Below are 26,138 nucleotides of genomic sequence, written 5' to 3'. Positions count from 1 at the left end.
TTTGTTTTTCATTCTTTTTGATCTAATTATGATTTGCTTTAGTTATAAATTCCCCTTTGAAAGAGGAATTTATAACGACATTAGTTTCTAGTTATAAATAATAAGCAGATACTGTTTACTTTGATATGACAGACTTAGAACGTGAATTTTACCATTGCTTGTGTGACATCTTCGTCCACATTTTTAACGCCGAATTTATTTCTCCATATTTGTTGCTCGATACCCACTTGTAAAGATTTTCCGAGATTCAGCATTAAGCGTGGTGCTGCAACGATATTGTCTTCTTTCGGCGCACTGCCTCCTTTTTCAGCAAACGCATAATCGAGAAATCCTTCAAAATTCCACTTTGTAGAACCTAATGTAAACGGACGATTCCAGGTCAGTGTGACCTGTCCACCTAGATCAGTGTCATCAGCAGCAAAATCGCGGTCACTTTGGCGTGCATATAAATTCACATTAGCAAATGCAAAGCCCGAAATATCTAGAGGTAAACCTACACCTACTAAGTAACCACGCGTGCCTTGTCCCATTTCCAGTGTCGTAGATACCATCACGTCTTTGACAATGCCAAAGGACATATCTTTACCCGTTATTTTCCCAAGAGAAAATCGAGGTGAAAACTCACTGTAATAACTCGTTCCTTCGCTAAAAGGTTCAGTCACGTCGATGAATAAAAAGCTATCGCCATATTTCCAGCCGAGTGCATTTTCAAACGTAAAAATTGTACGATTTTTATCGCCAAGCTCATAACCACTGCCATTTAGCAGTTGTACATTGGTGGAACTCCAATCAGCCGCATGAGTGGAAAATGTAGAGGCCAGACATATACTGGCTATGGCGGCTACTTTAGTTAAACTAGATTTAAGTGTTGTAGATAGTTTTTGTGATGAGAGATTTAAAGGCATTGCATATTCTCCTGATAGATGACGATATGAATCATTGAGTAAAAACTTGAGTAAAAAAATAAAATTGGAAAAGTTGTTGACCAATCAATAAATAAAGTCAGCAAGTACTATGCCAAATGCTGCGGGTGCACAATATTTGTATAGGAGGGCTTTAGTAGGACTATAGTAGGGCTCTGGCTGAGGTGTTTGTTCAAATCGAGATAAATTCTAATTGCTAATTCATGCACTGTTCTGGGTGTATACATATATGTGTTTGCACTATTCTGGGGTAATGTATTGTTGTTAGCTGGACCTCTCTAGAGTCTGGTTATCAATAAGCTTGCTAAATTAAGGCAAAATGAGGATGGTGTAACTGGCATGAATCTTGCTCAATTACTTATTGGGAAAATGAAGTACGGTTGGATCTGTACACCTTTAAATAAGCGTTAGATTCACGTTTTCTTCTGAGCTTTGTATGCATGATTATTATAGATAATTCAGTCTACAAAAAATTAATCTCTGCTATCCTTTACTATGAATACTATCAGTTGAGATGGTATAAATTTTTAACGTAAACAATATGCATTTGATGGAGTTTTGTTTTAAGTGATTCAGTTTGTTCTCAATAATAAATTGACTCAGCTTGAGGATATTCGAGCTGACAAAACCCTATTAGATTTTTTACGTACAGATCAAGGACTCACAGGCTCGAAAGAAGGCTGTGCAGAGGGTGATTGTGGTGCATGTACGGTTGTCATTGGCGAACTTGTCAATGATGAACTTGAGTTGAAAACGGTTAATGCCTGTATTCAGTTTGTTCCTACACTTGATGCTAAAGCTGTTTTCACCGTTGAGTATTTGCGTCAAAGTGATGGGAGTTTGCATCCGGTTCAGCAAGCAATGGTCGATCAACATGGATCGCAATGCGGTTTTTGTACGCCCGGTTTTATTATGTCATTGTGGAATGTTTACAATAAACATCAAGCCATAGGCAGCAAACCCGAACAGTCAGAAGTCAGAAGCGCCTTAACTGGAAATTTATGCCGGTGTACGGGCTATCGTCCCATACTTGATGCAGCACAACAAATGTTTGAGTTGCCTCTGGTTGAATTTAAATCTGATGATTTATGCAATCAGCTACGTAATTTAAAACGTGACGCCGCACTCAGCCATAACTATAAAGATTCTCAATTTTTTGCACCTAAAACTATCCATGAATTAACTGAGCTACGTGCTCAATATCCCGATGCAACCATTCTCGCTGGTGGCACGGATGTCGGTCTTTGGGTGAATAAACAATTTAGAGAACTGAACCCGATCATCTATATCGGAGAAGTTACTGAACTAAAACAACTTTCAGTGAAAGATGAGTCGTTGAGAATAGGCGCTGGAGTGTCGTTAACCGATACGTATAAAGCGGTGTCAGAATATTATCCAGAAATGGATCAGATGTGGGAGCGTTTTGCTTCACAGCCGATACGTAATGTCGGAACCCTGGGGGGCAATGTCGCCAATGGCTCACCCATTGGTGATTCCATGCCAGCACTAATCAGCTTGGGCGCTGAAGTTGAATTGTGTAGCACTTCGGGTTCAAGAAAGTTGTTGCTCGAGGATTTTTATCTCGATTATATGAAAAAAGATATGCAGCGAGATGAAATTGTAGAAGCTATTTATCTGCCTTTGCCTGTCACAGGACAACAATTCCGCTGCTATAAACTTTCTAAACGTCATGATTCTGATATCTCCGCAGTATTCGCCGCGTTTGCGCTTAGCTTGAAAGGCAATACCGTCGAGAGTTGTCGAATAACCTACGGTGGCATGGCTGCAACATCCAAGAGAGCCAAACAGACAGAACAGAGTTTGGTCGGGCAGGAGTGGAATGAATCGAATGTTCGCACTGCGATGAAGTTGATGCAGCAAGACTATGCGCCAATGACTGATATGCGCGCGAGTGATAAAAACCGGGTGCAATCGGCGACAAATCTACTCTACCGTTTTTATCTCGAAACGCGTTTGGTGAATCCATTGCCCAACGAAAGTCTCAATGTGTTTGCCAATACGAGCGTGAATTCATGAGGCAGTCACCCAAAAAATCTCATCCTCACGAATCCGCGCATTTACATGTGTCTGGTGAAGCGGTGTATGTGGATGATATTGCTGAGGTCAACGGAACCTTGTATGCGGCTCTGGGTTTAAGCGAGCGCCCACATGCATTAATCAAATCCATGGACTTATCCGCTGTTGAAGCCGCCGAGGATGTGGTCGCAGTATTAACTGCCAAAGATATTTCGGGCGAAAACGAATGTGGTCCGATAGTTCAGGATGATCCTATTCTTGCCGATGGTTTAGTACAGTTTGTAGGTCAGCCAATGTTCGTGGTTGTTGCCAAAAACTATATGGCGGCTCGTCGCGCAAGCGTATTAGCAAAAGTCGAATACGAAGATTTACCTGCAATCATGACGCCACAGGAAGCTAAGCTCCAGGGTTCGTTTGTGGTTCCGCCAATGCAGTTAGTACGTGGCGAACCCGAAAAGAAACTCAAAGATTCCCCACATCGAAGCAAAGGAACATTCTATGTAGGCGGGCAGGAACAGTTTTATCTGGAAGGCCAGATCTCCTACGCCATCCCTAAAGAAGATAATGGCATGCTGGTGTATTGTTCCACTCAGCATCCTACTGAAATGCAGCATTTGGTTGCGCATTCGACTAAGCGTGATTTTAATCAGGTGCTTATCGAAACACGCCGTATGGGCGGTGGCTTTGGTGGTAAAGAGTCTCAATCGGGCTTGTTTGCCTGTGTCGCCGCGATATGTGCTGATTACCTGAAATGCTCAGTAAAAATTCGTCTCGATCGTGATGATGACTTTATGGCTACGGGAAAACGTCATTGTTTCTACTATGAATACGATGTTGGCTTTGATGAAGATGGACGAATTCTTGCAGCCAAAGTCGAAATGGTTTTGCGTTCGGGGTTTTCAACTGACCTATCACCACCGGTAGCAACCCGTGCGGTATGCCATTTTGATAATGCTTACTATCTGAGTGATGTTGAAATACACGCGATGTGTGGCAAAACCAATACCCAGTCAAATACCGCATTTCGAGGCTTTGGTGGTCCACAGGGAGCCATCGTGATTGAAAATATTATTGATAATATTGCACGTGACTTAGGTAAAGACGCTCTGGAAATCCGTAAAGCTAATTTTTACGGCAACGCTGAGCGCAATGTTACGCCTTATGGTCAAACGGTCGAAGACAATGTTATTCATGAGCTGGTTGCCGAGTTAGAAGAAACCAGCGATTACGTAGCGCGTCGCGCTGAGATTAAGGCTTACAACGAAACGAGCCCAATTCTAAAAAAAGGTTTAGCACTGACCCCCGTAAAATTCGGGATTTCATTCAATGTGGTGCATTTCAATCAGGCTGGTGCATTGGTCCATATCTACACCGATGGCTCTATTCTGGTGAATCATGGCGGCACTGAAATGGGGCAAGGGCTGAATACCAAAGTTGCGCAGGTTGTTGCATTAGTGCTGGGTGTTGATCTAAGTCGGGTACGAGCGACAGCCACAGATACCAGTAAAGTCGTTAATACATCCGCAACTGCGGCATCTTCCGGAACTGATTTAAATGGTAAAGCCGCCGAGAATGCTGCTGCACAGATTAAACAACGTTTTGCAGAATATATCGCCCATAAGTGGGGGGGTGACATTCAAGATGTGTTATTTGAAAATGATACGGTCAGTCTTGATAAACAATCGATACCCTTCACAGAACTTGTTGTAGAAGCTTATGAAAACCGAATACAACTCTGGTCAGACGGTTTTTATAAAACACCCAAACTGAATTGGGACAAGGATAAGTTACAAGGTCGACCTTTTTTCTATTTTGCCTACGGTGCAGCCGTTTCAGAAGTGATTGTTGATACCTTGACCGGCGAGATGAAGTTACTCCGAGCAGATTTATTACACGATGCCGGTAATCCAATTAATACAGCAATAGATATCGGTCAGGTAGAAGGCGCTTTTATTCAGGGAATGGGTTGGCTTACGACAGAAGATTTGTGGTGGAACCCGAAGGGCAAGCTAATGACGCATGCACCTTCCACCTATAAAATTCCTGCTGTTAACGATTGTCCAGATGACCTTAGAGTAAAACTTTTTCATAACCCGAATCATGAGGACACCATATTGCGTTCAAAAGCTGTCGGTGAACCACCATTGCTGTTGGGATTCTCGGTGTTTTTTGCGATTCGCGATGCGATAGCCAGTGTCGCTGATTACAAAATTAATCCACCCTTGGATGCGCCTGCAACTCCTGAAAATATTATGAATGCCATTAGCGCCATAACTGATATTGTTGATGATACTGATACAAATAGCGGAGCAAAGTCTTGAACTGGGTTCAGGCAATGGCGAAGCTAGAATCTGAAGCGCAAGGATTCGTGTTGCTCACGGTGATGGGTGTTCGCGGTTCCAGTCCACGCGATACGGGCACAAAAATGGTGGTTTCTGAAGATGCCACTTTCGATACCATTGGTGGCGGTGCACTGGAGTTTCAATCTATCGACATTGCACGTGAGTTATTGAAATCCAATAAATTACAGCAACATACCGAACGTTTTAATCTGGGAAAAGATTTAAAGCAATGCTGTGGTGGCGTGGTTTCGGTCTTTTTTGAGGTATTTCCCGCAAGTGATTTTGTGCTCAATATTTTTGGCGCAGGGCATATCGGTCAGGCATTGGTCAAGATATTGGCTGAGGTAGATTGTAAGGTAAACCTGTTCGATTCCAGACCAGAACTGCTCAGTGATATTGATGCGAGAAATGTTCAAATAATCCATTTAAAACAACCCGAACTGGCAGTCGAATCCTGTCCTAAAAAAAGTTACTTTCTGGTGATGACACACGACCATGCGCTTGACCAGCAACTCTGCGAAGCAATTCTAACCCGTGGTGATGCAGTCTATTGTGGTGTCATAGGTTCGAGTACCAAAGGGCTAAAATTTAGACAGCGTCTATTAAAGAAAGGCTTTAATCAGGATGAGCTGCAACAGTTGACGTGCCCCATGGGGTTGCCCGACTTAAAGACTAAAAAACCAATGGAGATTGCTGTTTCGATCATGGCAGAATGTCTGTTGTTAAAAGAAAAGCAGCAGTTAGATTATGCTCGACTTGAAGATGATATAAACAAGATAGTTAGCATAGAGAGCAGGGATTAATGGCAATTATAGCTTCATCTATAGATTCAGTAACTGCTCATCGCGGCGAAATATTGCATTTCTTAAGTGATCCTCAATATCAGTCTTCAACCGAAACAAAAGAGAATAGCTGGCAGTATTTTAAAGATGGTTTACTGGTCATTGATAGTAATGGTCAGGTTCAGTCATGTGGTGAAGCGGAAGCGCTACTCAAAGCATTACCCGCTGATGCTCAGATTACGAAGCACCCTAATTGCCTGATCACTCCCGGTTTTATTGATACACACATTCATTTCCCACAGTGTGAAATTATCGCATCTTACGGCGAACAATTGCTTGAGTGGCTCGAAACCTATACTTTTCCTGCTGAATCGAATTTCTCTGATCCGGAATATGCCGCAGAAATAGCCCGTTTTTTCCTCGATCAATTACTGTCTAATGGAACCACTACCGCCTTAGTTTTCGGCACGGTGCACCCACAATCCGTCGATGCGTTTTTTACAGAAGCACAGCAACGAAATTTACGCATGATTTGCGGCAAAGTGATGATGGACCGACATGCGCCAGATTATTTACTGGATACCCCCGAAACATCTTATAGCGAAAGCAAACAACTTATTGAGAAATGGCACAATAAAGATCGTTTACGTTATGCCGTAACGCCGCGTTTTGCACCGACCAGCACCCCAGAACAGTTGGAAGCGGCAGGGCGCTTATTAAAAGAATTTCCGGATGTGCATTTTCAAACACATCTTTCTGAGAATAAAAAAGAGTGCGAATGGGTGCATGACTTATTTCCAGAGAGGAAAAACTATCTGGATGTTTACGATCATTATGATTTGCTGGGTAAACGCTCTGTTTTTGCGCATGGTATTCACCTGGACGATGGCGAATGGCAACGACTTGCTGAAACGGACTCGTCTATATCGTATTGCCCGCGTTCTAATCTTTTTATCGGTAGTGGCTTGTTTAATCTGCATAAAGCACAACAGCACAAAGTGAAAGTAGGTTTGGGTACCGATGTTGCCGGTGGGGACAGTTTCTCAATCCTGCAAACGATTAACGAAGCCTATAAAATTCAACAACTTCAAGACCAAAGCTTATCTGCATTCCAGTCTTTGTACATGGCAACACTCGGTGGCGCTAAAACACTGGATTTAGACGATAACATTGGGAACTTTGAACAGGGTAAGGAAGCTGATTTTGTGGTGATGGATTATCAGGCAACGCCGTTGCTGAAATTTAAAATAGAACAATGCACTACGTTTGAAGAGCGTCTGTTTTCATTATTGATGTTGGGCGATGATCGTTGTGTTAAAGAAACCTATATTATGGGTAAGAAGTATTATGGGTGAAAAGTATCATGGGTGAAAAGTACTAGAACAATGACTTTTATTCATTCATGAAAAAAAGCCTCTAAAGTAGGGGGGTGGGTACAATCGATAAGGGTTTAATACGCGTCTATTTAAAGTGTATTAAAAGTGTAATAAAGAAACATATATTTAAAACGATTAAAGGCACCTCCCCACTTTGAGGGCATTTTTTAATCATTTAAGGAAACATTATTAGATTTATTGCAAATGTATGAAATTCATTTGTTTTTTAACGGTACAATTTTAGATTAATCTGGATAGGGAAACACATGGCTCAACCATCTGAGTATTTGCTAGAACTCACAGGAATGCGTAAAGCATTTCCAGGTGTACTCGCTACTGACAATGTCGATCTGAAAATCAGACCTGGCGAAGTGCACGCTTTACTCGGTGAAAATGGTGCAGGTAAATCCACGCTGGTAAAAATGATTTACGGTATTTTGAAGCCAGATGCTGGAGAAATTAAATTTAATGGAAAAGCAGTCAATATCAAGGCACCCGCCCATGCCAGAGAATTGGGCATTGCAATGGTGTTTCAACATTTTTCACTATTTGATTCATTAACCGTCGTCGAAAATATATCACTGGGAATGGATCATGCGAGCAGCATGAGAGAACTGGCAGAGCAGATCACAGAAGTATCTCAGCGTTATGGTTTGCCTCTTGATCCGGATCGCCACGTTTATACCTTGTCCGTAGGTGAACGCCAGCGTATTGAAATCATTCGTTGTTTATTGCAAGAACCCAAGCTGCTGATAATGGATGAACCAACCTCGGTATTGACCCCGCAGGAAGTGGAAAAATTATTTGTTACCTTAAGACGTCTGGGTGAAGAAGGGCTGGCAATACTCTATATCAGTCATAAGCTCGATGAAATCAAAGCACTTTGTCATGACGCCACCATTTTAAGGCTGGGTAAAAAAGTCGCGACAGTATCGGTTGATAAAGAAAGTACCGGCTCACTTGCTGCAATGATGATGGGCGAAGAGATGCAGGCATTTCAACACCCGGAAAAACCAATCCTTGGTGATATCCGTTTAAAAGCTAAAAACCTGAATATGGTAGCGAAAGATCCACTGGGTATATCGTTAAAGGATATTAACCTGTTAGTCCACTCGGGTGAGGTAGTAGGTATTGCAGGTGTTGCAGGTAATGGACAGGATGAATTATTGACCGCACTCAATGGCGAGCATTTAACTGAATCTGGCAGTATCATTATAGAAGGCGAGCAAGTTGGACATCTGGGGCCGAATAAGCGACGTTTAATGGGAATGGCAAGTGTGCCTGAAAAGCGTCTCGGTCACGGTGCGATGCCGGATATGAATTTAATCGACAATGCCTTTTTAACGTCTTATGAACGTCTCGACTTCATCAATCATGGCTTTATTGATTATGGCAAAACCGAGCAATATGCCAATAAAGTGATTAAAGATTTCTCAGTGAAAACCCCTAATGCCGAAGTCCCTGCGGCGAGTCTTTCCGGGGGTAATTTACAAAAATTCATTATGGGTAGAGAGTTCGACCAAAATCCCAATATTTTGATTGTTTCACAACCCACCTGGGGAGTTGATGCAGGTGCTGCACAGACGATACGTGAAGCGATTCGTAAAATGGCTTCGAAAGGTGCAGCAGTTCTGGTTATCTCGCAAGACCTTGATGAATTGATGGAGATATCAGATCGCATGGGGGCAATCTGTGGCGGAGTGCTTTCCAGCTTTTACCCTATTGAAGAGATCACGGTTGAGAAAATGGGCTTGTTAATGGCAGGTGTTTCACTGGATGACAGTGTCACAGACGACGTTAGAGATAATGCCAATAACGATATTACAAACAAGAGTAATCAAAATGCTACCTAGATTGATTAAACGACAAGCGCCATCGAAAGCGATGGTTTTTTTGTCACCAATACTTGCACTATTGCTAACTTTATTAGCCAGTGTTGTGTTGTTTCTGATTATGGGGGTGTCACCTTCAGCAGCGTTACACGCATTTTTCGTCGAGCCTATTTCGAGCATATATGGTTTAACCGAGCTGATGGTAAAAGCCACACCTTTAATACTTATCGGGGTCGCTTTATCACTGGGGTTTCGTGCCGGAGTGTGGAATATCGGTGCTGAAGGGCAGTTGATACTCGGTGGCATATTCGGTGGTTCAACTGCATTGTTTTTCTATGAGAAAACAGGGTTTTACATCATTCCTTTAATATTGATTATGGGCATAATAGGGGGGATGTTATGGGCTGGAATCGTGGCTTTTCTAAAGACTCGATTTAATGCGAATGAAATCCTCACGAGTTTGATGCTAAGTTATGTAGCTGCTTTGTTATTAAACCTTTTGATTCATGGACCTTTAAAGGATCCGGATGGTTTTAATTTCCCCGAATCACGCTTATTCAGTGACTCCGCGTTGTTACCTATTTTGTACGATGGCACCCGTTTACATCTTGGCGCTGTAATCGCATTATTTTTCGTAGGCATCGGCTGGATATTACTTTCTCGAACCTTGCTCGGTTATCAAATAAAGGTGATGGGTGATGCGCCAGCAGCCGGCGAGCACGCGGGTTTTAGTCATTCCAAAATAATCTGGACGACCCTATTAATTAGTGGTGGTGCTGCGGGGTTGGCGGGCGCTATCGAAGTCTCTGGACCGATAGGGCAGTTATTGCCCAATATTTCCCCGGGTTATGGTTTTGCCGCGATTATCGTCGCTTACGTTGGACGATTACATCCTCTGGGGGTGCTATTCGCGGCTTTGTTGCTTGCGCTTTCTTATCTGGGTGGAGAAACCGCACAGATGAAACTCAATTTGCCTGTAGCGGTGACCGGTGTTTTTCAAGGCCTATTACTCTTTTTCTTATTGGCCTGTGATGTGTTGATTCAATATAAGATTCGAACCTCAAAAAAGTCTGAGTCGACGTTTGCACCAGCAGTTAAGTCATCAATAAAATCTACAAGCGAGGTAAAATAATGGAGATTTTAGTTGCAGCAATACTGACAATTATCACCGCAGCAACGCCGTTATTATTTGCCGCGTTAGGCGAATTAGTGACAGAGAAATCCGGGGTGTTGAATCTTGGTGTCGAAGGCATGATGGTCATGGGTGCAATTGTCGGTTTTGCTGCGGTGCATTTTTCTGGCAGTGCCACCGTGGCTATTTTTGCCAGTATGGTAGCCGGTGCGTCGATGGCTGCAATTTTTGGTGTGCTAGTGCTGGTGTTTCATGCCAGCCAGGTACCTACAGGATTGGCGCTAACAATATTCGGCATAGGACTAAGTGCGCTAGTTGGACAAGGCATGATTGGTGTGGCTTATGATGGCATTCCACAACTTCATATCCCGGTAATCTCTGATATTCCAGTGATCGGTGAAATCTTCTTCAGTCAGGATGGGCTGGTTTATCTGTCTATCTTTATGGTGTTTGCCGTCATGTGGTTTATGAATAAAACCCGTGCAGGATTGATTCTCAGAGCCGTAGGAGACTCCCACGATGCAGCGCATGCGATGGGCTATTCAGTGCTTAAAATTCGTTTTCTCGCGGTAATATTTGGCGGTGCGATGGCAGGTGTCGGTGGAGCCTACTTATCTTTGGCTTATTCTCCGCTGTGGGTAGAGCAAATGACAGCGGGTCGCGGTTGGATAGCGCTAGCCCTAGTGGTATTCGCAAGCTGGAAAGTCAGGCGCGTATTAATGGGTGCCTACCTGTTTGGTGGAATCTCTATTTTACAACTACACGCTCAAGCACTAGGTATTGCTGTGCCTTCGCAAGTGATGTCGATGCTACCGTATCTCGCCACTATTTTAGTACTGGTTATTATTTCCCGAGACCGTTCAAAAATTAAACTAAATGCCCCTGCAAGTTTAGGCAAACCTTTTCATGCAAGTCGATAAATATCTGCTAATATTTGATTCACCCAAACCCTGAAGGAGTTAAAATGATTAAAAAAATTCTTACATCTGTTGCAATTGCCACCTGCTTATCAGCCGCTGGTATTGCTAACGCAGAGACTAAAGTAGGTTTCGTTTATGTCGGTCCCATTGGAGACCATGGCTGGTCATACCAGCACGATCAAGGGCGTTTAGCGCTTGAAAAGGAATTAGATGTAAAAACCAGCTATGTTGAGAGTGTTCCAGAAGGCGCCGATGCAGAACGTGTTATTCGCCAGATGGCAGCAGATGGCAACGAAGTGATCTTCACTACCTCGTTTGGTTATATGAACCCAACACTTAAAGTAGCGAAGAAATATCCCAAGGTTAAATTTGAACATGCCACTGGTTATAAGCGCTCAGCAAACGTAGGTACTTATTCAGGACGCTTTTACGAAGGACGTGCAATATTAGGCACGATCGCAGGTAAAATGACAAAGTCGAATATCATCGGTTATGTTGCTTCATTCCCGATTCCAGAAGTTATTCGTGGTATTGATGCAATGACGATTGCTGCACGTAAAGTCAATCCAGATGTCACCGTGAAAGTTGTTTGGGTAAACTCATGGTTTGATCCCGGAAAAGAAGGTGATGCTGCCAAAGCATTGATCGACCAAGGCGCAGATATCATCACGCAGCACACCGATTCTCCAGCACCACTACAAGTTGCTGAAAAACGCGGTGTTTATGGTTTCGGTCAAGCTTCAGATATGAAGAAATTTGCACCTAAGGCACAACTGACAGCAATCATTGATGATTGGGCTCCTTATTATATCGAACGCGTAAAAGCAGTCATGGACGGAAGCTGGGAATCAGATGATACCTGGGACGGTCTTAAAGCAGGGATGGTAGTCATGGCTCCTTACGGAGATGCAGTGCCAGAGGATGTTCGCGAAATGGCTGATAAAGTAAAAGCCTCAATTATTGATGGTAGCTTCCACCCATTCCAGGGCCCAATCAAAAACCAGAAAGGCGAGATCGTTGTAAAAGAAGGCGAAACTATTTCTGATGGTGATTTGTCGAAACTGGATTGGTATGTGGAAGGAGTAGACGGCACAATCCCCAAATAATTAATTAGAACATTCATCTTTTCAATCAACTCGGCGTTGCTTTCGTACTCGAATGGTCACGTACTAATGTACGCTCACATTCTGCGTGCGAAGGCGCCTTGATTTGAATGAAAATCTAAACGTTCTAAAACAATTATTCGATACATTTTTTTAAGAGCGGTATTATTACCGCTCTTTTTTATTCAACTTAAATAACTAATAACTATGAAATCATTTATTGCTGGCTTGCCTAAAGCCGAACTCCATTTACATATTGAAGGTACATTCGAGCCAGAGTTGATGTTTAAGCTTGCTGAGCGAAATGGTATTACTTTGCCTTATGAGTCTGTTGAAGCTTTACATAAAGCTTATGATTTTAATCAGTTACAGGACTTTCTGGATATTTATTATCAGGGGATGAACGTGCTTCAGACCGAGCAGGATTTCTATGATTTAACCTGGGCATACCTTGAGAAAGTGAATGCAGAGAATGTGCGCCATGTAGAAATTTTCTTTGATCCGCAAGGGCATGTAGATCGCGGTGTTGCATTCGAAACGGCTTTGAATGGTATCCACTCGGCATTGCAAGCAGGTCAGGATAAATTTGGCATTACCTTTGGCATTATTATGTGCTTCCTGCGTCATCTGGATGAAGATGATGCGTTTAAAACCTTGGAATCTGCATTAGCGCATAAAGATAAAATTATCGGAGTCGGTCTGGATTCATCTGAAATGGGTCATCCGCCTTCTAAGTTCCAAGGTGTGTTTGCCAAGGCAAGAGAAGAAGGTTTTCATATCGTGGCACACGCAGGCGAAGAGGGGCCAGCTGAATATATTTACGAAGCGTTAGATCTATTGAAAGTTGAGCGTATCGATCACGGAAATACCTCAATGAGAGACCCTGCATTACTCAAACGTTTATCTGATGAGCAAATGCCATTAACGGTTTGCCCATTATCAAACACAAAACTATGTGTAGTGGATGATATGAAAAATCACCCATTACCCAATATGTTAGCAGCTGGATTAAAAGTTACGATTAACTCTGACGACCCTGCTTATTTTGGTGGCTATTTAAATGCGAATTACGAAGCGATTAGCGATTTGATCAATAACGATAAAGAAAACCTGGCGCAATTGGCGAAGAATAGTTTTGATGCGGCGTTTATTTCTGTTGCTGAAAAACAGCGTTTAAATGCTGATGTTGATAGTTATTTAGCTAAAAATAGTTAATACGAAGCTAAGGCAGCTTAAAGACTAATTAAAATGACACCCCCCTACTTATAGGCACTTTTTTTAAAAAAAGTGCCTATAAGTAGGGGGGTGTCTGACAATTTATTTACCGTAAGCTATAGTTAAGAATCTAATTGACAGGTAATCAATATGAATAGCCATTTTCCAGAAAGCAATAATCCCATTAAATTCTATCGTTTTGAGGCATCAGGGCATTGTCATCGAGTGCAGTTAATGACGTCTCTGCTGGATTTACCTTATGAGATTATCGAATTAAATCGCGATGGTAGTAATCGCCCAGATGATTATTTAGAAACAAGTCCATTTGGTCAGGTTCCAGTCATTGATGATAATGGTGTTAAGTTAGCTGATTCGAACGCGATACTGGTTTATCTGGTTAAAAAATACAAGGATGGTCATGCATGGTTGCCCGAGTCCGCAGAGCAAGCTGCAAGAACACAACGCTGGTTATCTATCGCCGCAGGCGAGTTAGCTTCTGGCCCGGCTGCCGCAAGATTTAGTAATTTGTATAAGGTTGAAATCGATTTTGAGGCTGTAGAGAAAAAGACCCATGCGTTGTTGGGAATGATCAACAACACCCTAAGCCAACATGATTTTTTAATCGGAGATGAAATCACAATTGCGGATATCGCTTGCTATACCTATGTCGCTCATGCGCCTGAAGGGGATATCAGTTTAGAGTCTTATGCAAATATTAAAGCATGGCTTGCTAAGATTGAAGCAATGCCCAGATTTGTCGCGATGAAAAAATCGTAAATTACTCGGTTCTTTTTAAATTAGAGTTAATAGACGTTTATAAAGGCACCCCCCTACTTATGAGGGGTTTTTTAAACTATTACTCACTGCGTAAGGCGTCAACGGGTTCCATTTTTGCAGCTCGTGTCGCCGGAACCAGACCAGCGATCATTCCCGTTACTATCGCAATTATTTCTGCCATGATGACATAATCCCATTGAATATTAACGGGTAGGGCGGGAATCACATAGTGCAGTAACCACGCAATGCCAAAACCCGACAGCATACCGAAAATCCCACCTAGACCGGATAGGACTGCGGCTTCAAACAGAAACAGTAAAGTCACCTGCCTGCGGGAAGCGCCAAGTGCCCGGAGTAAACCAATCTCTTTAATTCGTTCGTTTACCGCAATACTCATTATGGTAAAAATGCCGACACCACCCACAAACAATGAAATGCTACCAAGCCCCGCGACCACTGCGGTTAAAATCCCTAATATAGAGCCGAGTGTGCCGATAATGTCGTCTTGCGAGGTGATGGTGAAATCTTCGCTACCGTGTCTTTCAATCAGCCGTTGTTTTATATTATTGATGATTTGTTCTTCATCGTATCCTTCGGTATAGCGTAGGTCGATCTCCATTAGGCTATCGCGGTTATACAATGAAAGCGCTCTGTAAACGGGTATGTAAACGATATCGTCCATATCCAAACCTAACACCTGACCTTTCTTTTTCATCACGCCAATAACTCTGTAGCGTTCTCCTCCTATGCGGAGAAATTCACCCAGTGGTTTGGTGTAAGGAAACAGTTCTCTTCTTATGGTGTCGCCAATCACCACAAAATTACGCGCTTGTTCGGCGGGTTCATTGGGTAGAAAGCGTCCTTGCCCGACCTCCATAGCCCATGTGTCAGGGACTTCGTGATTAATACCTAAGACGCTCGTCCAGCGTGTTCGATTGCCTCGTTCTATCGGTAAGTTTCCCTGTATTGCTGGAACTGAAGTAATGATATTAGGGAGTCGATGCAAGCTTTCTGCATCTTCAATGGTTAATGGGCGAACATTGCTTAAAATGGCGCCGGAAATACCTGCTGTGGTGGTTTTACCGGGTGCTACCGAAATTATATTTGCCCCAAACTGACTGAATTGACCCATCATATAATGTTGTGCGCCGCCACCTAATGCAGTTAACAGGACGACAGCAGCAATACCAACGGCAATACCAAGAGCCGTCAAATACGTACGCAAACGGCTGTATTTGAGACTAGATAATGCGAGTAGTGAGTAGTCTGTGATACGCATTCTATTAACTATTTATCCGAAAGGGCTAATACGGGGTTCAGTTTTGCCGCTTTGCTGGCGGGTATGCTGCCAAATATCAGCCCCGTAATAATGGTAACAATGAGTGAAGCAGCAATTGCCCATAATGGTGTTTGCACGGGAAAGTTTGGAATAAAGTAGGCAATCATTTTTGCGCCGGCAAGGCCAATAAATACGCCAATAATTCCTCCGGCTATGGATAGCATCAAAGCCTCACTCAGAAATAGGGTAAGCACTTGACGCGTGGGGGCTCCCAGCGCTTTCAGTAAGCCAATCTCGGATTTTCTCTGGCTTACTGAAACCAGCATGACATTCATAATCAGTATTCCGGCAACAATCAGGCTGATAGCTGCAATACCTGCCAGCGCCCAGGTCAGTGTTTGCAATACCCCATCAAACGTTTGTAATAAGGAATCCTGTCGTAAAATGGTGATGTCCTCATCACCATCGTGGCGTTGTTTGATCGTTCTTAAAATATCTGCTTCGGCTTTATCCAGTGATTCTTTGCCGCGTGCTTTAACAATCATACGGCTGAGTGAGGCTTTATTAAAAAGAATTTCAGCACTTGCTACAGGGATGATGGCAGTATCACTTAAATCCATGCCAACAGATTGGCCTTTTGCACTGAGTTCGCCAATCACCCGAAAACGTCGTTCTCCAATCCTTAACCATTCACCTATGGCTTTTTTATTATCAAATAGCTCCTTTTTAAGTTTGTTTCCAATAACACAGATTGATGCCGCATTTCTTGGATCATCATCGGGTAAGAAATGTCCTGCAGCCATCGGTAAATCAAGCGCAGCTTTGAGATCGCTACTGCTACCGAAAATAACGACTTCTCGTTCTCTGGATGCGAAGGATACAGGCGCAGCGCCTAAAATCACCGGAGCGACATAGGCAATAGCACGGCTGCGCTTTAGTGATAACGCATCTTCAATAGTTAAATCTTTGGGAGACGTTCCTAATAGGGGAGGTAGACCGCCGGTTGTTTCTCTTTTGCCCGGAAGAATGAAAAGTAACTCTGAGCCTAGGGTTTCAAATTGGGCTGAGACATATTTACGTGCACCTTCACCTAAGGAAGTCAAAATGATTACGGACGCTACGCCAATAGACATTGCGAGTAATATCAACAGTGTTCGCGTTGGGTTCGCTGTTAATGCGATTTTACCAAAGCCTAATGTATCCAGAATTCTCATATTGGTTTTTCAGATGTCACATCTTCTATGATCTTTCCATCCAGCATTTTGATTTTGCGGGTAGCACGTTCCCCCAATTCCAAGTCATGCGTGACTACGATTAAGGTAATGCCAGAGGCGTTTAATTCTTCCAGTATTTTGACAACATCATTGCCGGAGTGGGTATCAAGATTGCCAGTTGGTTCATCGGCTAATAATAAAGGGGGTTTGAGTATCATGGCGCGCGCAATTGCTACGCGTTGTTGTTGCCCGCCGGATAACTGTTTAGGTAAATGATTGGCACGATCAGCTAGTCCAATATTTGCTAATGCATCTTTTACTTTAGTGTGGCGTTCTTTCGGCGCCATACCCATCAGCATTAGAGGGAGTTCGAGGTTACCTGCTGCAGTCAGGCGAGGAATCAGATGAAAAGATTGAAAGATAAAACCTACGTTTTCACGTCTAAAAGTCGCTCTTTTTTCTTCGGATAAGGTCGTGAGTTCCTTACCTTCAAATTGATAACTGCCAGAGTTTGGCATGTCTAACAGGCCTAGCATATTAAGTAGGGTTGATTTGCCCGATCCGGATGCGCCCATAATGCTTATATAATCGCCACGCGAGATATCCAGCGTGACTTTATCTAGCGCATGTACCGTTTCATCTCCGACCTTAAAAAAACGGCAGATATCCTGGAGTTTAATCATTTTTACTATCTATCTTATTGCTATTTTTCGCTGTCTTTTCGTTTACAACTTTGACCAGAACACCTTCTTTAACGCCAGTTGTGCCGACAGATGTGACTAATTGATCTCCCGTTTTTAAGCCTTCTGTTATTTCTGTAAAGCTCCAGTTACTGAGACCTTTTTTTACGGTAATTTTTTCTAAAAGCTTGCTCTCTGGGTTAAACAGTAATACGTGGGAATCATCAACTAATGTCTCACTAGGGATGCGTAACACATCTTTGTTGGTTTGTAGAATGATGTCTGCATCAGCGCTATAACCGACTAATAAATCATCAAGCTGGGTTTTATCTTGAAAGCTTAATTCGATTTCAACCGTTCGTGCCTGTTTCTCGGTATCGGTCACATAAGAGCCAATGCGAGAAACATTTGCCTTAAATATTTGGCCGCGCCATGCATCTAAGGAAATTCGGGCTGGCATGCCAATTTTGATTTTGGGTGCATCTACCTCATCGACAGGTACACTGACCAGAAAGCAACCCGGCTCTATGAGATCAATCACCGGCGGTGTTTGAATACCAATCGGGGAGGGTGTTACATATTCATTTAGCTCACCGTTAATTTTTGCAATAACGCCGTCAAAGGGCGCATATAAAACAGTGCGTTTTAATTGTTCCTGAGCGACAAGCAGGCTGGCTTTAACAGAATCGATATTGGCTTTAGCTGCCTTACAAGAAGCTTTATTGACTAGATATTCAGTGTATTTTAGGTCGTATTCTTCCTGCGAGATTGATCTGGAGCGCAATAAGCGTAACTCACGATCTGCCGTGCGTTGTGCCATGTCTGCCTGTAAACAGGTGGCTTCAGCTGTATCTTCACTGGCGATGATATTCTTTTTAATGTGTTCAACTTCAGCTTGTAAATCCAGACTCCAGATTTTTAAAAGCATTGTGTCTTTTTTAACAAAATCACCTTCGGCGTAAGGTAATTCGCTAATCTGGCCGCCAGATGAAGGGGATAATTTGGCTCTGCGGCAGGCTTTTATAGTACCTGCACGAGTATTGGCCACGGTTGCTTCGACGTCACCTTTATCAACAGAAACAACTGAAACGGGAATAATATCAGGGTGGGTTTGCTTCCAGTACCAGCCGTATATGCCTGCGCCGATCAATAAGGGAATAACAATGTAAGAAACTCGCATTAGAAATCCTTCCATTAGTTTGTGTCATTCATTGTCACATGACTCGTTACTATGGGTATTGATCTATAACGTGTTTTTTAAAGGTAGGGTGAGAATATAAGGAATATTATGGGATATAACTATATATAAAGATAACATTAACAGCATGGAGAAATAGATAAGCCACCCCCCTACTTACGGGCACTTTTTTGTTGATGTGTTCTCTATGGTGCTGTGGTGCTACTTTGACCCTACTTAGGCGGAATTAGAATAAATCCCTGAGTTTGACCATTATACGATTGTGCAATTCGTTATCTGTGGTGTGATAATTCATCAGGAGTGATAACAGAATAGGGTCTTCTATATCCAGTAGTTCTTTGAATCCCTGTTGGGTTTCTTCGTCCGCGGTTGGATAGTGGTTTTCGAGAAATTCACAGAAAACCACATCGAGTTCTTTAACGCCACGCCGGCAATGCCAGCGTAGCTTTGAATACTCGGGTGTATCTTTCATCAGTCGACTTTAGACTTAATAAGTCTAAGACTTACGCTTAACCATTAGGCGTTTGATTTCTGCAATTGACTTAGCAGGATTCAAGCCTTTCGGGCAAGAGTCAGTACAACTCATGATTGTGTGACAACGGTAGAGTTTGAATGTGTCTTCTAACTCATCCAGACGCTCACCGGTGTTCTCATCACGTGAATCAGCAATCCAGCGATAAGAGTTAAGTAGCGCAGCAGGACCTAGGTAACGGTCACTATTCCACCAGTAACTTGGGCAACTGGTTGAACAACAGGCACATAGAATACATTCGTAGAGACCATCTAGCTTTTCACGGTCTTCTTTAGATTGTAATCTTTCTCTATCAGGTGGAACCGCTGCGTCAGTACTCATCCAAGGTTTAACCGATGCGTATTGCGCGTAGAAGTTAGTCAAGTCAGAAACAAGATCTTTGATCACAGGTTGATGTGGAAGAGGGTAGATCTTCACATCACCTTCAATATCGTCGATAGCTTTTGTACACGCTAAGGTGTTTCTGCCATCGATATTCATTGAACAAGAACCACAGATACCTTCACGACAAGAGCGACGTAGTGCAACGGTTGAGTCCATTTCGTCTTTGATTTTTAATAAACCATCAAGAACCATTGGGCCACAATTGTCCATATCGACTTCATAAGTGTCTGTATGTGGATTTTCGCCTGTATCTGGATCGTATCTATAAACAATAAATTTCTTTATGTTAGTTGCACCTGCAGGCGCTTTAACTGTTTTACCAGTCATAACAATAGAATTAGCAGGTAATTTAAATTCAGCCATGGGTAAGTATCCTAGTAAACGCGTTTCTTTGGTGGAATAACATCGATGTCATCGCTAAGTGTGTACATATGCACAGGTCTGTAATCGAACTTGACTTTGCCAGCCTCATCTACCCAGGCCAATGTATGCTTCATCCACTCGTCGTCATTACGATCAGGGAAGTCTTCACGTGCATGACCGCCGCGACTTTCTTTACGATTTAATGCACCTTCGATAGTGACCATCGCTTGTGTTAAGAGGTTTTCTAATTCGAGTGTTTCGAGTAAATCAGTATTCCACTTTAAGCCACGGTCGTTGATGCCAACATCAGCGAAAGAATCGAAGATTTGCTTCATCTTCTTGGTTCCTTCTTCCATCGTCTCGCCAGTACGGAAAACAGCTGCATACTGCTGCATAGTGCGCTGCATTTCGCCACGGATGCTTGCTGTTGAAGTTGAACCTGAAGCATTACGCGTTTTATCGAAACGAGCCAGAATGTTTTCGAGAACACCTTCAGCTAATGGCTGATGAGGCTTATCTTTTTCAACAAGTTCTTTGGCGCGTAAAGCTGCTGCACGACCAAATACGATAATATCTAATAGTGAGTTAGAGCCCAAACGGTTCGCACCGTGAACAGATACACAAGCAGCTTCACCGATAGCCATTAGACCAGGAACAACCTTATCTGGATCATCGCCTTCTAGGGTAACTACTTCACCGTGATAATTCGTTGGAATTCCGCCCATGTTGTAGTGAACAGTTGGAAGTACTGGAATAGGGTCTTTAGTCACATCAACGCCTGCAAAGATACGCGCACTTTCTGCAATACCTGGAAGACGCTCATCAATTACTTCAGGACCTAAATGTTGAAGGTTAAGGAAGATATGATCCTTATTAGGGCCTACGCCTCGTCCTGCATTGATTTCCATCGTCATTGAACGTGATACCACGTCACGAGATGCTAAATCTTTTGCATTTGGCGCGTAGCGCTCCATGAAACGTTCATCTTCAGAGTTGGTTAGGTATCCACCTTCACCACGAACACCTTCAGTAATTAATACACCAGCGCCATAAACGCCTGTTGGGTGGAACTGAACGAATTCCATATCCTGAAGTGGTAAGCCAGCACGTAATACCATGCCGCCGCCATCGCCTGTACAAGTATGCGCAGATGTTGCAGAAAAGAATGCACGACCATAGCCACCGGTTGCTAAAACAACCTGATGACCACGGAAACAATGTAATTCACCGGTAGTTAAATCCCATGCCATTACACCTTTACAAACGCCATCTTCCATAATCAAGTCAGTTGCAAAGTACTCGATAAAGAATTCAGCTTTGTGCTTCAAAGACTGTTGGTAAAGGGTGTGAAGAATAGCGTGACCTGTACGGTCAGCTGCAGCACAAGTACGTTCTGCAACGCCTTCGCCGAAGTGAGTTGTCATACCACCGAATGGACGTTGGTAGATTTTACCTTCTGCAGTACGTGAGAATGGAACGCCGTAGTGCTCAAGCTCAATAACTGCTGGGACCGCTTCGCGACACATATATTCGATTGCGTCCTGGTCACCTAACCAGTCAGAACCTTTAACTGTGTCATACATGTGCCATTGCCAGCTATCTTCGCCCATATTGGCTAGTGCCGCTGACATACCACCCTGAGCGGCAGTTGTGTGACTTCTAGTAGGGAATACTTTTGTGATACATGCGGTGCTTAAACCTGCTGCTGCCATACCTAAAGTTGCACGCAAACCTGCACCACCAGCGCCTACGATAACAACATCGTATTCGTGGTTAATTACTTTATAATTTGAGATATCTTTGTTATCTGGAGTTGACACTTATACACCCCCCAAGGTGATTTTAATGATCGAGTAAACGCCGACGATCATTAAGAAATAGCTTAAAAATTTAACAACCAGGATGCCTGCAAGACGCTTAGCATGATCTGATACGTAATCTTCGATGATTACCTGTATACCAAGATGCGCATGTTGCAGTGAAACGATGACTAGAGTGATCATCATAATTGCATTAAATGGAGATCGTAACCATGCAATAACCGTTTCATAGGTTGCTTCTGGTAGAAATGCCAGGCTAATGCAAAGCCAGATTACTAAAGGCACAAGTCCTAAAGCTGTTAGACGCTGTACCCAAAAGTGTTCTGTAGAACCATGTCCGTCAGCGCCAAGGCCTTTAACTTTTGCTAGAGGTGATCTTAAATCTTTCATTTATATATCCTCTATACAATTGCGGCTATAAGCCAAGTGAGAAGGGTTAGTACAACACTTGCAATAAGAACGGCAATACCTGATTTACGAGCATTTTCTAAATCAAGTCCTTTTCCGATATCCCAGAATAAATGGCGAACACCGTTACAGGCGTGATAATAGAGGGCAAAGGTAAATCCAAAGATTATCAATTGACCAAAGAAGCCAGATAAAAAAGAATGCATGCTAGCCCAGCTTTCAGGCCCAGATGCAGCAGAGACTAGTACAGCAATCATTAGGATTAAGCCTAAAAATAGTGCTCCACCAGTGCCTCGATGTAAGATAGATAACTTAGCTGTAATAGGTAGTTTATATACCTGTAAGTGTGGCGACATTGGCCGCGGATCATCCCAAGACATTTTTTTTCCTTTGGTTTAAATAATCGGGTGTATCAAATAATCGACCTAGTATAGAACAAATGTTTAACTTTTATGAATTTAGCAATTGAATCCATATTATAGTTCTTTACTTATGGCTTTATATTTATAGCTTATTACTCATGATTTTATATGAGTATTTTTTACTTATAGCTTCTTATCATCTGTAAGTTTGCTACTCGTAATATATTTGTCGGTTTGCATTTCGTTGATTCTGCTCACGGCTCTGACAAACTCAAATTTTAATTTATCAGCGGTATACAACGCTTCTGGTTCTTTCTCTGCTGAAACGACGATATTAATTCTCATATCGTAAAAAGTATCGATCATATTGATGAAGCGTCTTGCTGCATCATCCAAGTCATATCCCATTACGGGAATATTAGAGATCAGGATGCTTTTGAAGTACGAAGCAATCTCTGTGTAATCTTCTGTTGAGCGTGGCGCATTACATAAGTCGTTGAAGTCGAACCATACAACATCGGGACTGAATTTCTTCACAGGAATAAGTCGACCATTGATGATGATGTCTTTCTTGTCTTCGTATAATTCAATGCCCGAGAGTTGATGAAAATGCTTTTCAAGAATTTCTTCTGAGCCTTGATCATTAATAAAGTAGTAGATACCGATTTCTTTGAAGGCATTGGATCGGTAGTCATAGTCACCACCCATTTCTACCATTTTAGTGTTTTCTTTGAGTAGCTCTATAGCTGGCAAGAAACGATCTCTTTGTAATCCGTTTTTGTATAGATTATCAGGATGGAAATTAGAGGTAGTGATTAAAATTAAGCCTTCATCAAATAGATATTGAAAGAAGCGTCCTAGAATCATTGCATCAGTTATATCAATAACATGAAGTTCATCAAGGCAGAGGACTCTGGTTCTTCTGGCAAAGCTTTTTGCGACTTGCTCTAGTGGATCAGGAATACTGTCTAGGGTGCCCATTTCATCATGAACGATCTGCATAAAGCGATGAAAATGTAAGCGCATTTTATTTTCGATAGGAAGCTGGTCGTAGAAAAAATCCACTAAATGAGTTTTTCCTCTTCCTACACCACCCCAAAGGTATAAACCTTTGATTTTATGGAGCACTGGATCATTTTTAGATTTTGAGAAAAATCTAGCCAGTGTTTTTTTGGGTTTTATCGGAGCGGGTGTTTTGATTAATTGATCATAGATATTTTGAAGTTCGTGGATAACTTCTTCTTGATCTGGGTCTACTCTGATTTGGCCGTCTTTGATACTCTTCCGGTATCCATCCATCAGGATGTTATCTTTTTCTGTTAAAGAGTATTCTGAAGCACGTTGGCCTGATTGACTCATATTGGTTTCTCCAAGAGAGGCATGTTTCGAGTAGGGGCGGATGATATACTATCTAGCGAGAGTTTACTGGATTATAGATGAATGCTTAGTATTAATAAATTAGAATAATAAGGGTATCTATGATTAATAAAACATCTAATGGGAATATCTCCTTGCTAGTACATGCTTCTTTACAAAAATGGCTATTGATTATTCTTCCTCATTTAATCGCAATCATTGTAGTAATAAGCATAGTAAAAGTGTCTTTATTGCTTTCTTTTTTTCTTTTTCTGGCAATAATAATTTCTTGTTTATACTTTTTACATCTTCATATATGGCTGAAGTCTAAATATTCAGTGTTGATGATGTATCAAGATTCTCGAAATAACTGGTTTATAAAAAATGCTTTAGAAGAAGAAAAGACAGTCGATTTACAGGCAGAGAGCTTTGTTTCTAATTATCTACTTATTTTGAATTTCGCTGATAACAAAAAGAAAAGTTACACAGTAATAGTGACCCCTGATAGTGTTTCTAAAGACCTGTTTAGGCAACTGAGAGTAGTTCTTAGAACGCAGTAAGTCATTAATTATTAAAATGAATAAATTTTAGTTATAGTGAAATAAGTAGACAAGAGATTTAGTGCGTATTAAAATATCAGATTATACTAATATAGCGGACTTAGTATCATGACAATATACAAAAATAGTGGGACTGGGCATAGTCCTGAAAATGAATCATGCAAGTTTCTACGTGGCATACTTGCTGGTAGTAATTTAGAAGATGCATCTCGTTCTTTAAAAGCCATATCTCATCCATTACGGCTTAATATCTTATGCGTTTTAGGTGCAGGGGAAGTGAGCGTTCAGGATATTTTAAAAACGGTAGGTACTACCCAAAGTAATGTATCACAACATTTATGCTTATTGAGAGATAAAGGTATTGTTTCATCCAGAAAGGATGCAAACCGAGTTTATTATTCGATAAAGGATGAAACGGTTATGAAGATCTTAGGCAATGATGTCGCAGATACTATCTAAGATTTTGGAAACTTAATTAGTTTTAAGACAATAAAAAAGGGAACGATATGTTCCCTTTTTTATTTATTACTTATGTAGATCTTGAACAGATCAGTCGCTTAAGCTTCTTTTGCACCTGCTTTTGCTTCTTTGATCATGGTCTGTAATTCACCCTTTTCAAACATCTCAAGTGTGATGTCACAACCACCGATTAATTCACCTTTGATATAAACTTGTGGGAATGTTGGCCAATCAGCATAGCGTGGTAGATTTTGAAAAATTTCTGGATCAGTTAAAACATTTACATAAGCGAATTCTTCGCCGCAACCCATTAATGCCTGAGCAGTTCTGCTAGAGAACCCACATTGAGGTAGCTGAGGTGTGCCTTTCATGAAAACAATAACTTCGTTTCCTTCAACAGCCTCTTTGATTCGATCCATTACATCTATTTCTTCCATTGTGTTCTCTCTAATGATTGTGTGGTTAATGTCGTTATTATGGGGTAGTTAATCGCTTTTTCAAATAACCATTTAAACTAGACTTAATTTTTAAGTACTTTTTTATAAAAATACTTAGTTTTGCTTGAAAACAAACAATGTATTTATCTGCCTTTAAATAACAGTTTTAGGCTGTAGATTAAGAATAAACCAAAAACGATTAAACTTAATTCGGGAATACTTAAGCCGAACATTGTCCATGAAACTTCGGCACATTCACCGGAACCATGAAAGACCTTCTGGATTACGTCTGTAGCAGGCAAGTTATTCATCCAGAATTCTAAACCTGGCCCACACTCTGGTACTTTTTCGGGTGGTAGGTGTTGTAACCACGTATGTCTTGCTGATACACCAAGGCCAGCAAGGCTAACTAAAGTCAGTAATAGGCCATATATTCTTCGACCCCATGATGTTGGGCCTTGTAGCAATGCAAAAAAGAATACTGCAGCTAAAACGATAACGATAACTCGCGATACGATACATAAAGGGCAAGGTTCTAATTCCATGTAGTACTGGAAGAATAATGCTACAGCAAGCATGCCAAGGCTTATTATTAAGCCGAATAGCATTGGTGGTCGAATTGAATGGTTACTTGTGTTCATTTTTTA

The 26,138-nt window shown here is 42.0% G+C and carries 25 protein-coding genes; 12 read left to right on the top strand and 13 right to left on the bottom strand.

The window, feature by feature from the left end; all coding sequences use genetic code 11:
* Positions 1 to 134: 134 nt before the first annotated feature.
* Complete coding sequence (locus EV695_RS09445; RefSeq protein ID WP_131905674.1) at positions 135 to 905, bottom strand: outer membrane protein OmpK; 771 nt, start codon at positions 903 to 905, stop codon at positions 135 to 137.
* A 585-nt stretch (positions 906 to 1,490) separates the two neighbouring features.
* Here EV695_RS09445 and xdhA point away from each other — a divergent pair.
* The 10 genes from xdhA (at position 1,491) to EV695_RS09395 (ending at position 14,439) form a co-directional block, all read left to right on the top strand.
* On the top strand, positions 1,491 to 2,960 hold the full coding sequence (gene xdhA / locus EV695_RS09440; RefSeq protein ID WP_131905673.1) for a xanthine dehydrogenase small subunit: 1,470 nt from the start codon (positions 1,491 to 1,493) through the stop codon (positions 2,958 to 2,960).
* The gene (gene xdhB / locus EV695_RS09435) at positions 2,957 to 5,281 is read left to right on the top strand and encodes a xanthine dehydrogenase molybdopterin binding subunit (protein ID WP_131905672.1); all 2,325 of its coding nucleotides are present in this window, start codon (positions 2,957 to 2,959) and stop codon (positions 5,279 to 5,281) included. Before xdhA ends, xdhB begins: the two co-directional genes overlap by 4 nt.
* Positions 5,278 to 6,105, top strand: a complete 828-nt coding sequence (gene xdhC / locus EV695_RS09430) for a xanthine dehydrogenase accessory protein XdhC (protein ID WP_207907033.1) — start codon at positions 5,278 to 5,280, stop codon at positions 6,103 to 6,105. The genes xdhB and xdhC overlap by 4 nt, the downstream gene beginning before the upstream one ends.
* Positions 6,105 to 7,439 carry a guanine deaminase gene (guaD, locus tag EV695_RS09425; RefSeq protein ID WP_131905671.1) on the top strand — a complete coding sequence of 445 codons (1,335 nt, stop codon included), beginning with the start codon at positions 6,105 to 6,107 and terminating at the stop codon, positions 7,437 to 7,439. The genes xdhC and guaD overlap by 1 nt, the downstream gene beginning before the upstream one ends.
* 287 nt (positions 7,440 to 7,726) lie before the next feature.
* On the top strand, positions 7,727 to 9,313 hold the full coding sequence (locus EV695_RS09420; RefSeq protein WP_131905670.1) for an ABC transporter ATP-binding protein: 1,587 nt from the start codon (positions 7,727 to 7,729) through the stop codon (positions 9,311 to 9,313).
* Positions 9,303 to 10,424 carry an ABC transporter permease gene (locus tag EV695_RS09415; protein ID WP_207907032.1) on the top strand — a complete coding sequence of 374 codons (1,122 nt, stop codon included), beginning with the start codon at positions 9,303 to 9,305 and terminating at the stop codon, positions 10,422 to 10,424. The genes EV695_RS09420 and EV695_RS09415 overlap by 11 nt, the downstream gene beginning before the upstream one ends.
* Positions 10,424 to 11,344, top strand: a complete 921-nt coding sequence (locus EV695_RS09410; RefSeq protein WP_207907031.1) for an ABC transporter permease — start codon at positions 10,424 to 10,426, stop codon at positions 11,342 to 11,344. The genes EV695_RS09415 and EV695_RS09410 overlap by 1 nt, the downstream gene beginning before the upstream one ends.
* Before the next feature lie 44 nt (positions 11,345 to 11,388).
* The gene (locus tag EV695_RS09405) at positions 11,389 to 12,450 is read left to right on the top strand and encodes a BMP family ABC transporter substrate-binding protein (protein WP_131905669.1); all 1,062 of its coding nucleotides are present in this window, start codon (positions 11,389 to 11,391) and stop codon (positions 12,448 to 12,450) included.
* 204 nt (positions 12,451 to 12,654) lie between these two features.
* Positions 12,655 to 13,662, top strand: coding sequence for an adenosine deaminase (locus EV695_RS09400; RefSeq protein ID WP_131905668.1), 1,008 nt, complete (start codon positions 12,655 to 12,657; stop codon positions 13,660 to 13,662).
* Positions 13,663 to 13,812: 150 nt separating this feature from the next.
* Positions 13,813 to 14,439 (top strand): glutathione S-transferase family protein, encoded by a 627-nt coding sequence (locus EV695_RS09395; RefSeq protein WP_131905667.1) that lies wholly within the window; start codon positions 13,813 to 13,815, stop codon positions 14,437 to 14,439.
* A 79-nt stretch (positions 14,440 to 14,518) separates the two neighbouring features.
* Here the strand turns inward: EV695_RS09395 and EV695_RS09390 are convergent, their stop codons facing one another.
* From EV695_RS09390 to zapE, 10 genes are all read right to left on the bottom strand, one after another.
* Entirely contained in the window at positions 14,519 to 15,718 is a 1,200-nt protein-coding gene (locus EV695_RS09390; RefSeq protein ID WP_131905666.1) for an ABC transporter permease, read from the bottom strand.
* 8 nt (positions 15,719 to 15,726) lie between these two features.
* On the bottom strand, positions 15,727 to 16,932 hold the full coding sequence (locus EV695_RS09385) for an ABC transporter permease (RefSeq protein WP_131905665.1): 1,206 nt from the start codon (positions 16,930 to 16,932) through the stop codon (positions 15,727 to 15,729).
* Positions 16,929 to 17,615: an ABC transporter ATP-binding protein gene (locus tag EV695_RS09380; RefSeq protein ID WP_131905664.1), complete on the bottom strand. Its 687-nt coding sequence runs from the start codon at positions 17,613 to 17,615 to the stop codon at positions 16,929 to 16,931. The genes EV695_RS09385 and EV695_RS09380 overlap by 4 nt, the downstream gene beginning before the upstream one ends.
* Positions 17,608 to 18,792 (bottom strand): efflux RND transporter periplasmic adaptor subunit, encoded by a 1,185-nt coding sequence (locus tag EV695_RS09375; RefSeq protein WP_131905663.1) that lies wholly within the window; start codon positions 18,790 to 18,792, stop codon positions 17,608 to 17,610. The genes EV695_RS09380 and EV695_RS09375 overlap by 8 nt, the downstream gene beginning before the upstream one ends.
* 244 nt (positions 18,793 to 19,036) lie before the next feature.
* Complete coding sequence (locus EV695_RS09370) at positions 19,037 to 19,282, bottom strand: FAD assembly factor SdhE (protein ID WP_131905662.1); 246 nt, start codon at positions 19,280 to 19,282, stop codon at positions 19,037 to 19,039.
* A gap of 24 nt (positions 19,283 to 19,306) precedes the next feature.
* Positions 19,307 to 20,053: a succinate dehydrogenase iron-sulfur subunit gene (locus EV695_RS09365; RefSeq protein WP_279388042.1), complete on the bottom strand. Its 747-nt coding sequence runs from the start codon at positions 20,051 to 20,053 to the stop codon at positions 19,307 to 19,309.
* A gap of 47 nt (positions 20,054 to 20,100) precedes the next feature.
* Positions 20,101 to 21,885, bottom strand: coding sequence for a succinate dehydrogenase flavoprotein subunit (gene sdhA / locus EV695_RS09360; protein ID WP_131906166.1), 1,785 nt, complete (start codon positions 21,883 to 21,885; stop codon positions 20,101 to 20,103).
* Positions 21,886 to 21,909: 24 nt separating this feature from the next.
* Positions 21,910 to 22,299 carry a succinate dehydrogenase, hydrophobic membrane anchor protein gene (gene sdhD / locus EV695_RS09355; protein ID WP_131905660.1) on the bottom strand — a complete coding sequence of 130 codons (390 nt, stop codon included), beginning with the start codon at positions 22,297 to 22,299 and terminating at the stop codon, positions 21,910 to 21,912.
* Positions 22,300 to 22,310: 11 nt separating this feature from the next.
* Complete coding sequence (gene sdhC, locus EV695_RS09350) at positions 22,311 to 22,697, bottom strand: succinate dehydrogenase, cytochrome b556 subunit (RefSeq protein ID WP_131905659.1); 387 nt, start codon at positions 22,695 to 22,697, stop codon at positions 22,311 to 22,313.
* 165 nt (positions 22,698 to 22,862) lie between these two features.
* Positions 22,863 to 24,038, bottom strand: a complete 1,176-nt coding sequence (zapE, locus tag EV695_RS09345) for a cell division protein ZapE (RefSeq protein WP_131905658.1) — start codon at positions 24,036 to 24,038, stop codon at positions 22,863 to 22,865.
* Between the two features lie 119 nt (positions 24,039 to 24,157).
* Between zapE and EV695_RS09340 the strand changes: the two genes are divergently transcribed.
* Together EV695_RS09340 and EV695_RS09335 are read left to right on the top strand one after the other, a co-directional pair.
* On the top strand, positions 24,158 to 24,595 hold the full coding sequence (locus tag EV695_RS09340; RefSeq protein ID WP_131905657.1) for a protein YgfX: 438 nt from the start codon (positions 24,158 to 24,160) through the stop codon (positions 24,593 to 24,595).
* A 108-nt stretch (positions 24,596 to 24,703) separates the two neighbouring features.
* Positions 24,704 to 25,054 carry an ArsR/SmtB family transcription factor gene (locus EV695_RS09335; protein WP_131905656.1) on the top strand — a complete coding sequence of 117 codons (351 nt, stop codon included), beginning with the start codon at positions 24,704 to 24,706 and terminating at the stop codon, positions 25,052 to 25,054.
* A gap of 98 nt (positions 25,055 to 25,152) precedes the next feature.
* Here EV695_RS09335 and grxD read toward each other — a convergent pair whose 3' ends face one another.
* Together grxD and EV695_RS09325 are read right to left on the bottom strand one after the other, a co-directional pair.
* The gene (gene grxD / locus EV695_RS09330) at positions 25,153 to 25,482 is read right to left on the bottom strand and encodes a Grx4 family monothiol glutaredoxin (protein WP_131906165.1); all 330 of its coding nucleotides are present in this window, start codon (positions 25,480 to 25,482) and stop codon (positions 25,153 to 25,155) included.
* A gap of 152 nt (positions 25,483 to 25,634) precedes the next feature.
* Positions 25,635 to 26,132 (bottom strand): disulfide bond formation protein B, encoded by a 498-nt coding sequence (locus EV695_RS09325; RefSeq protein WP_207907029.1) that lies wholly within the window; start codon positions 26,130 to 26,132, stop codon positions 25,635 to 25,637.
* Positions 26,133 to 26,138 lie beyond the last annotated feature (6 nt).

It is taken from the genome of Cocleimonas flava, from assembly GCF_004339015.1.
In the GTDB taxonomy this organism is placed as follows: domain Bacteria; phylum Pseudomonadota; class Gammaproteobacteria; order Thiotrichales; family Thiotrichaceae; genus Cocleimonas; species Cocleimonas flava.
The sequence above is the reverse complement of the archived record's forward strand: the minus strand, read 5'-3'. Positions and strand labels throughout refer to the sequence as shown.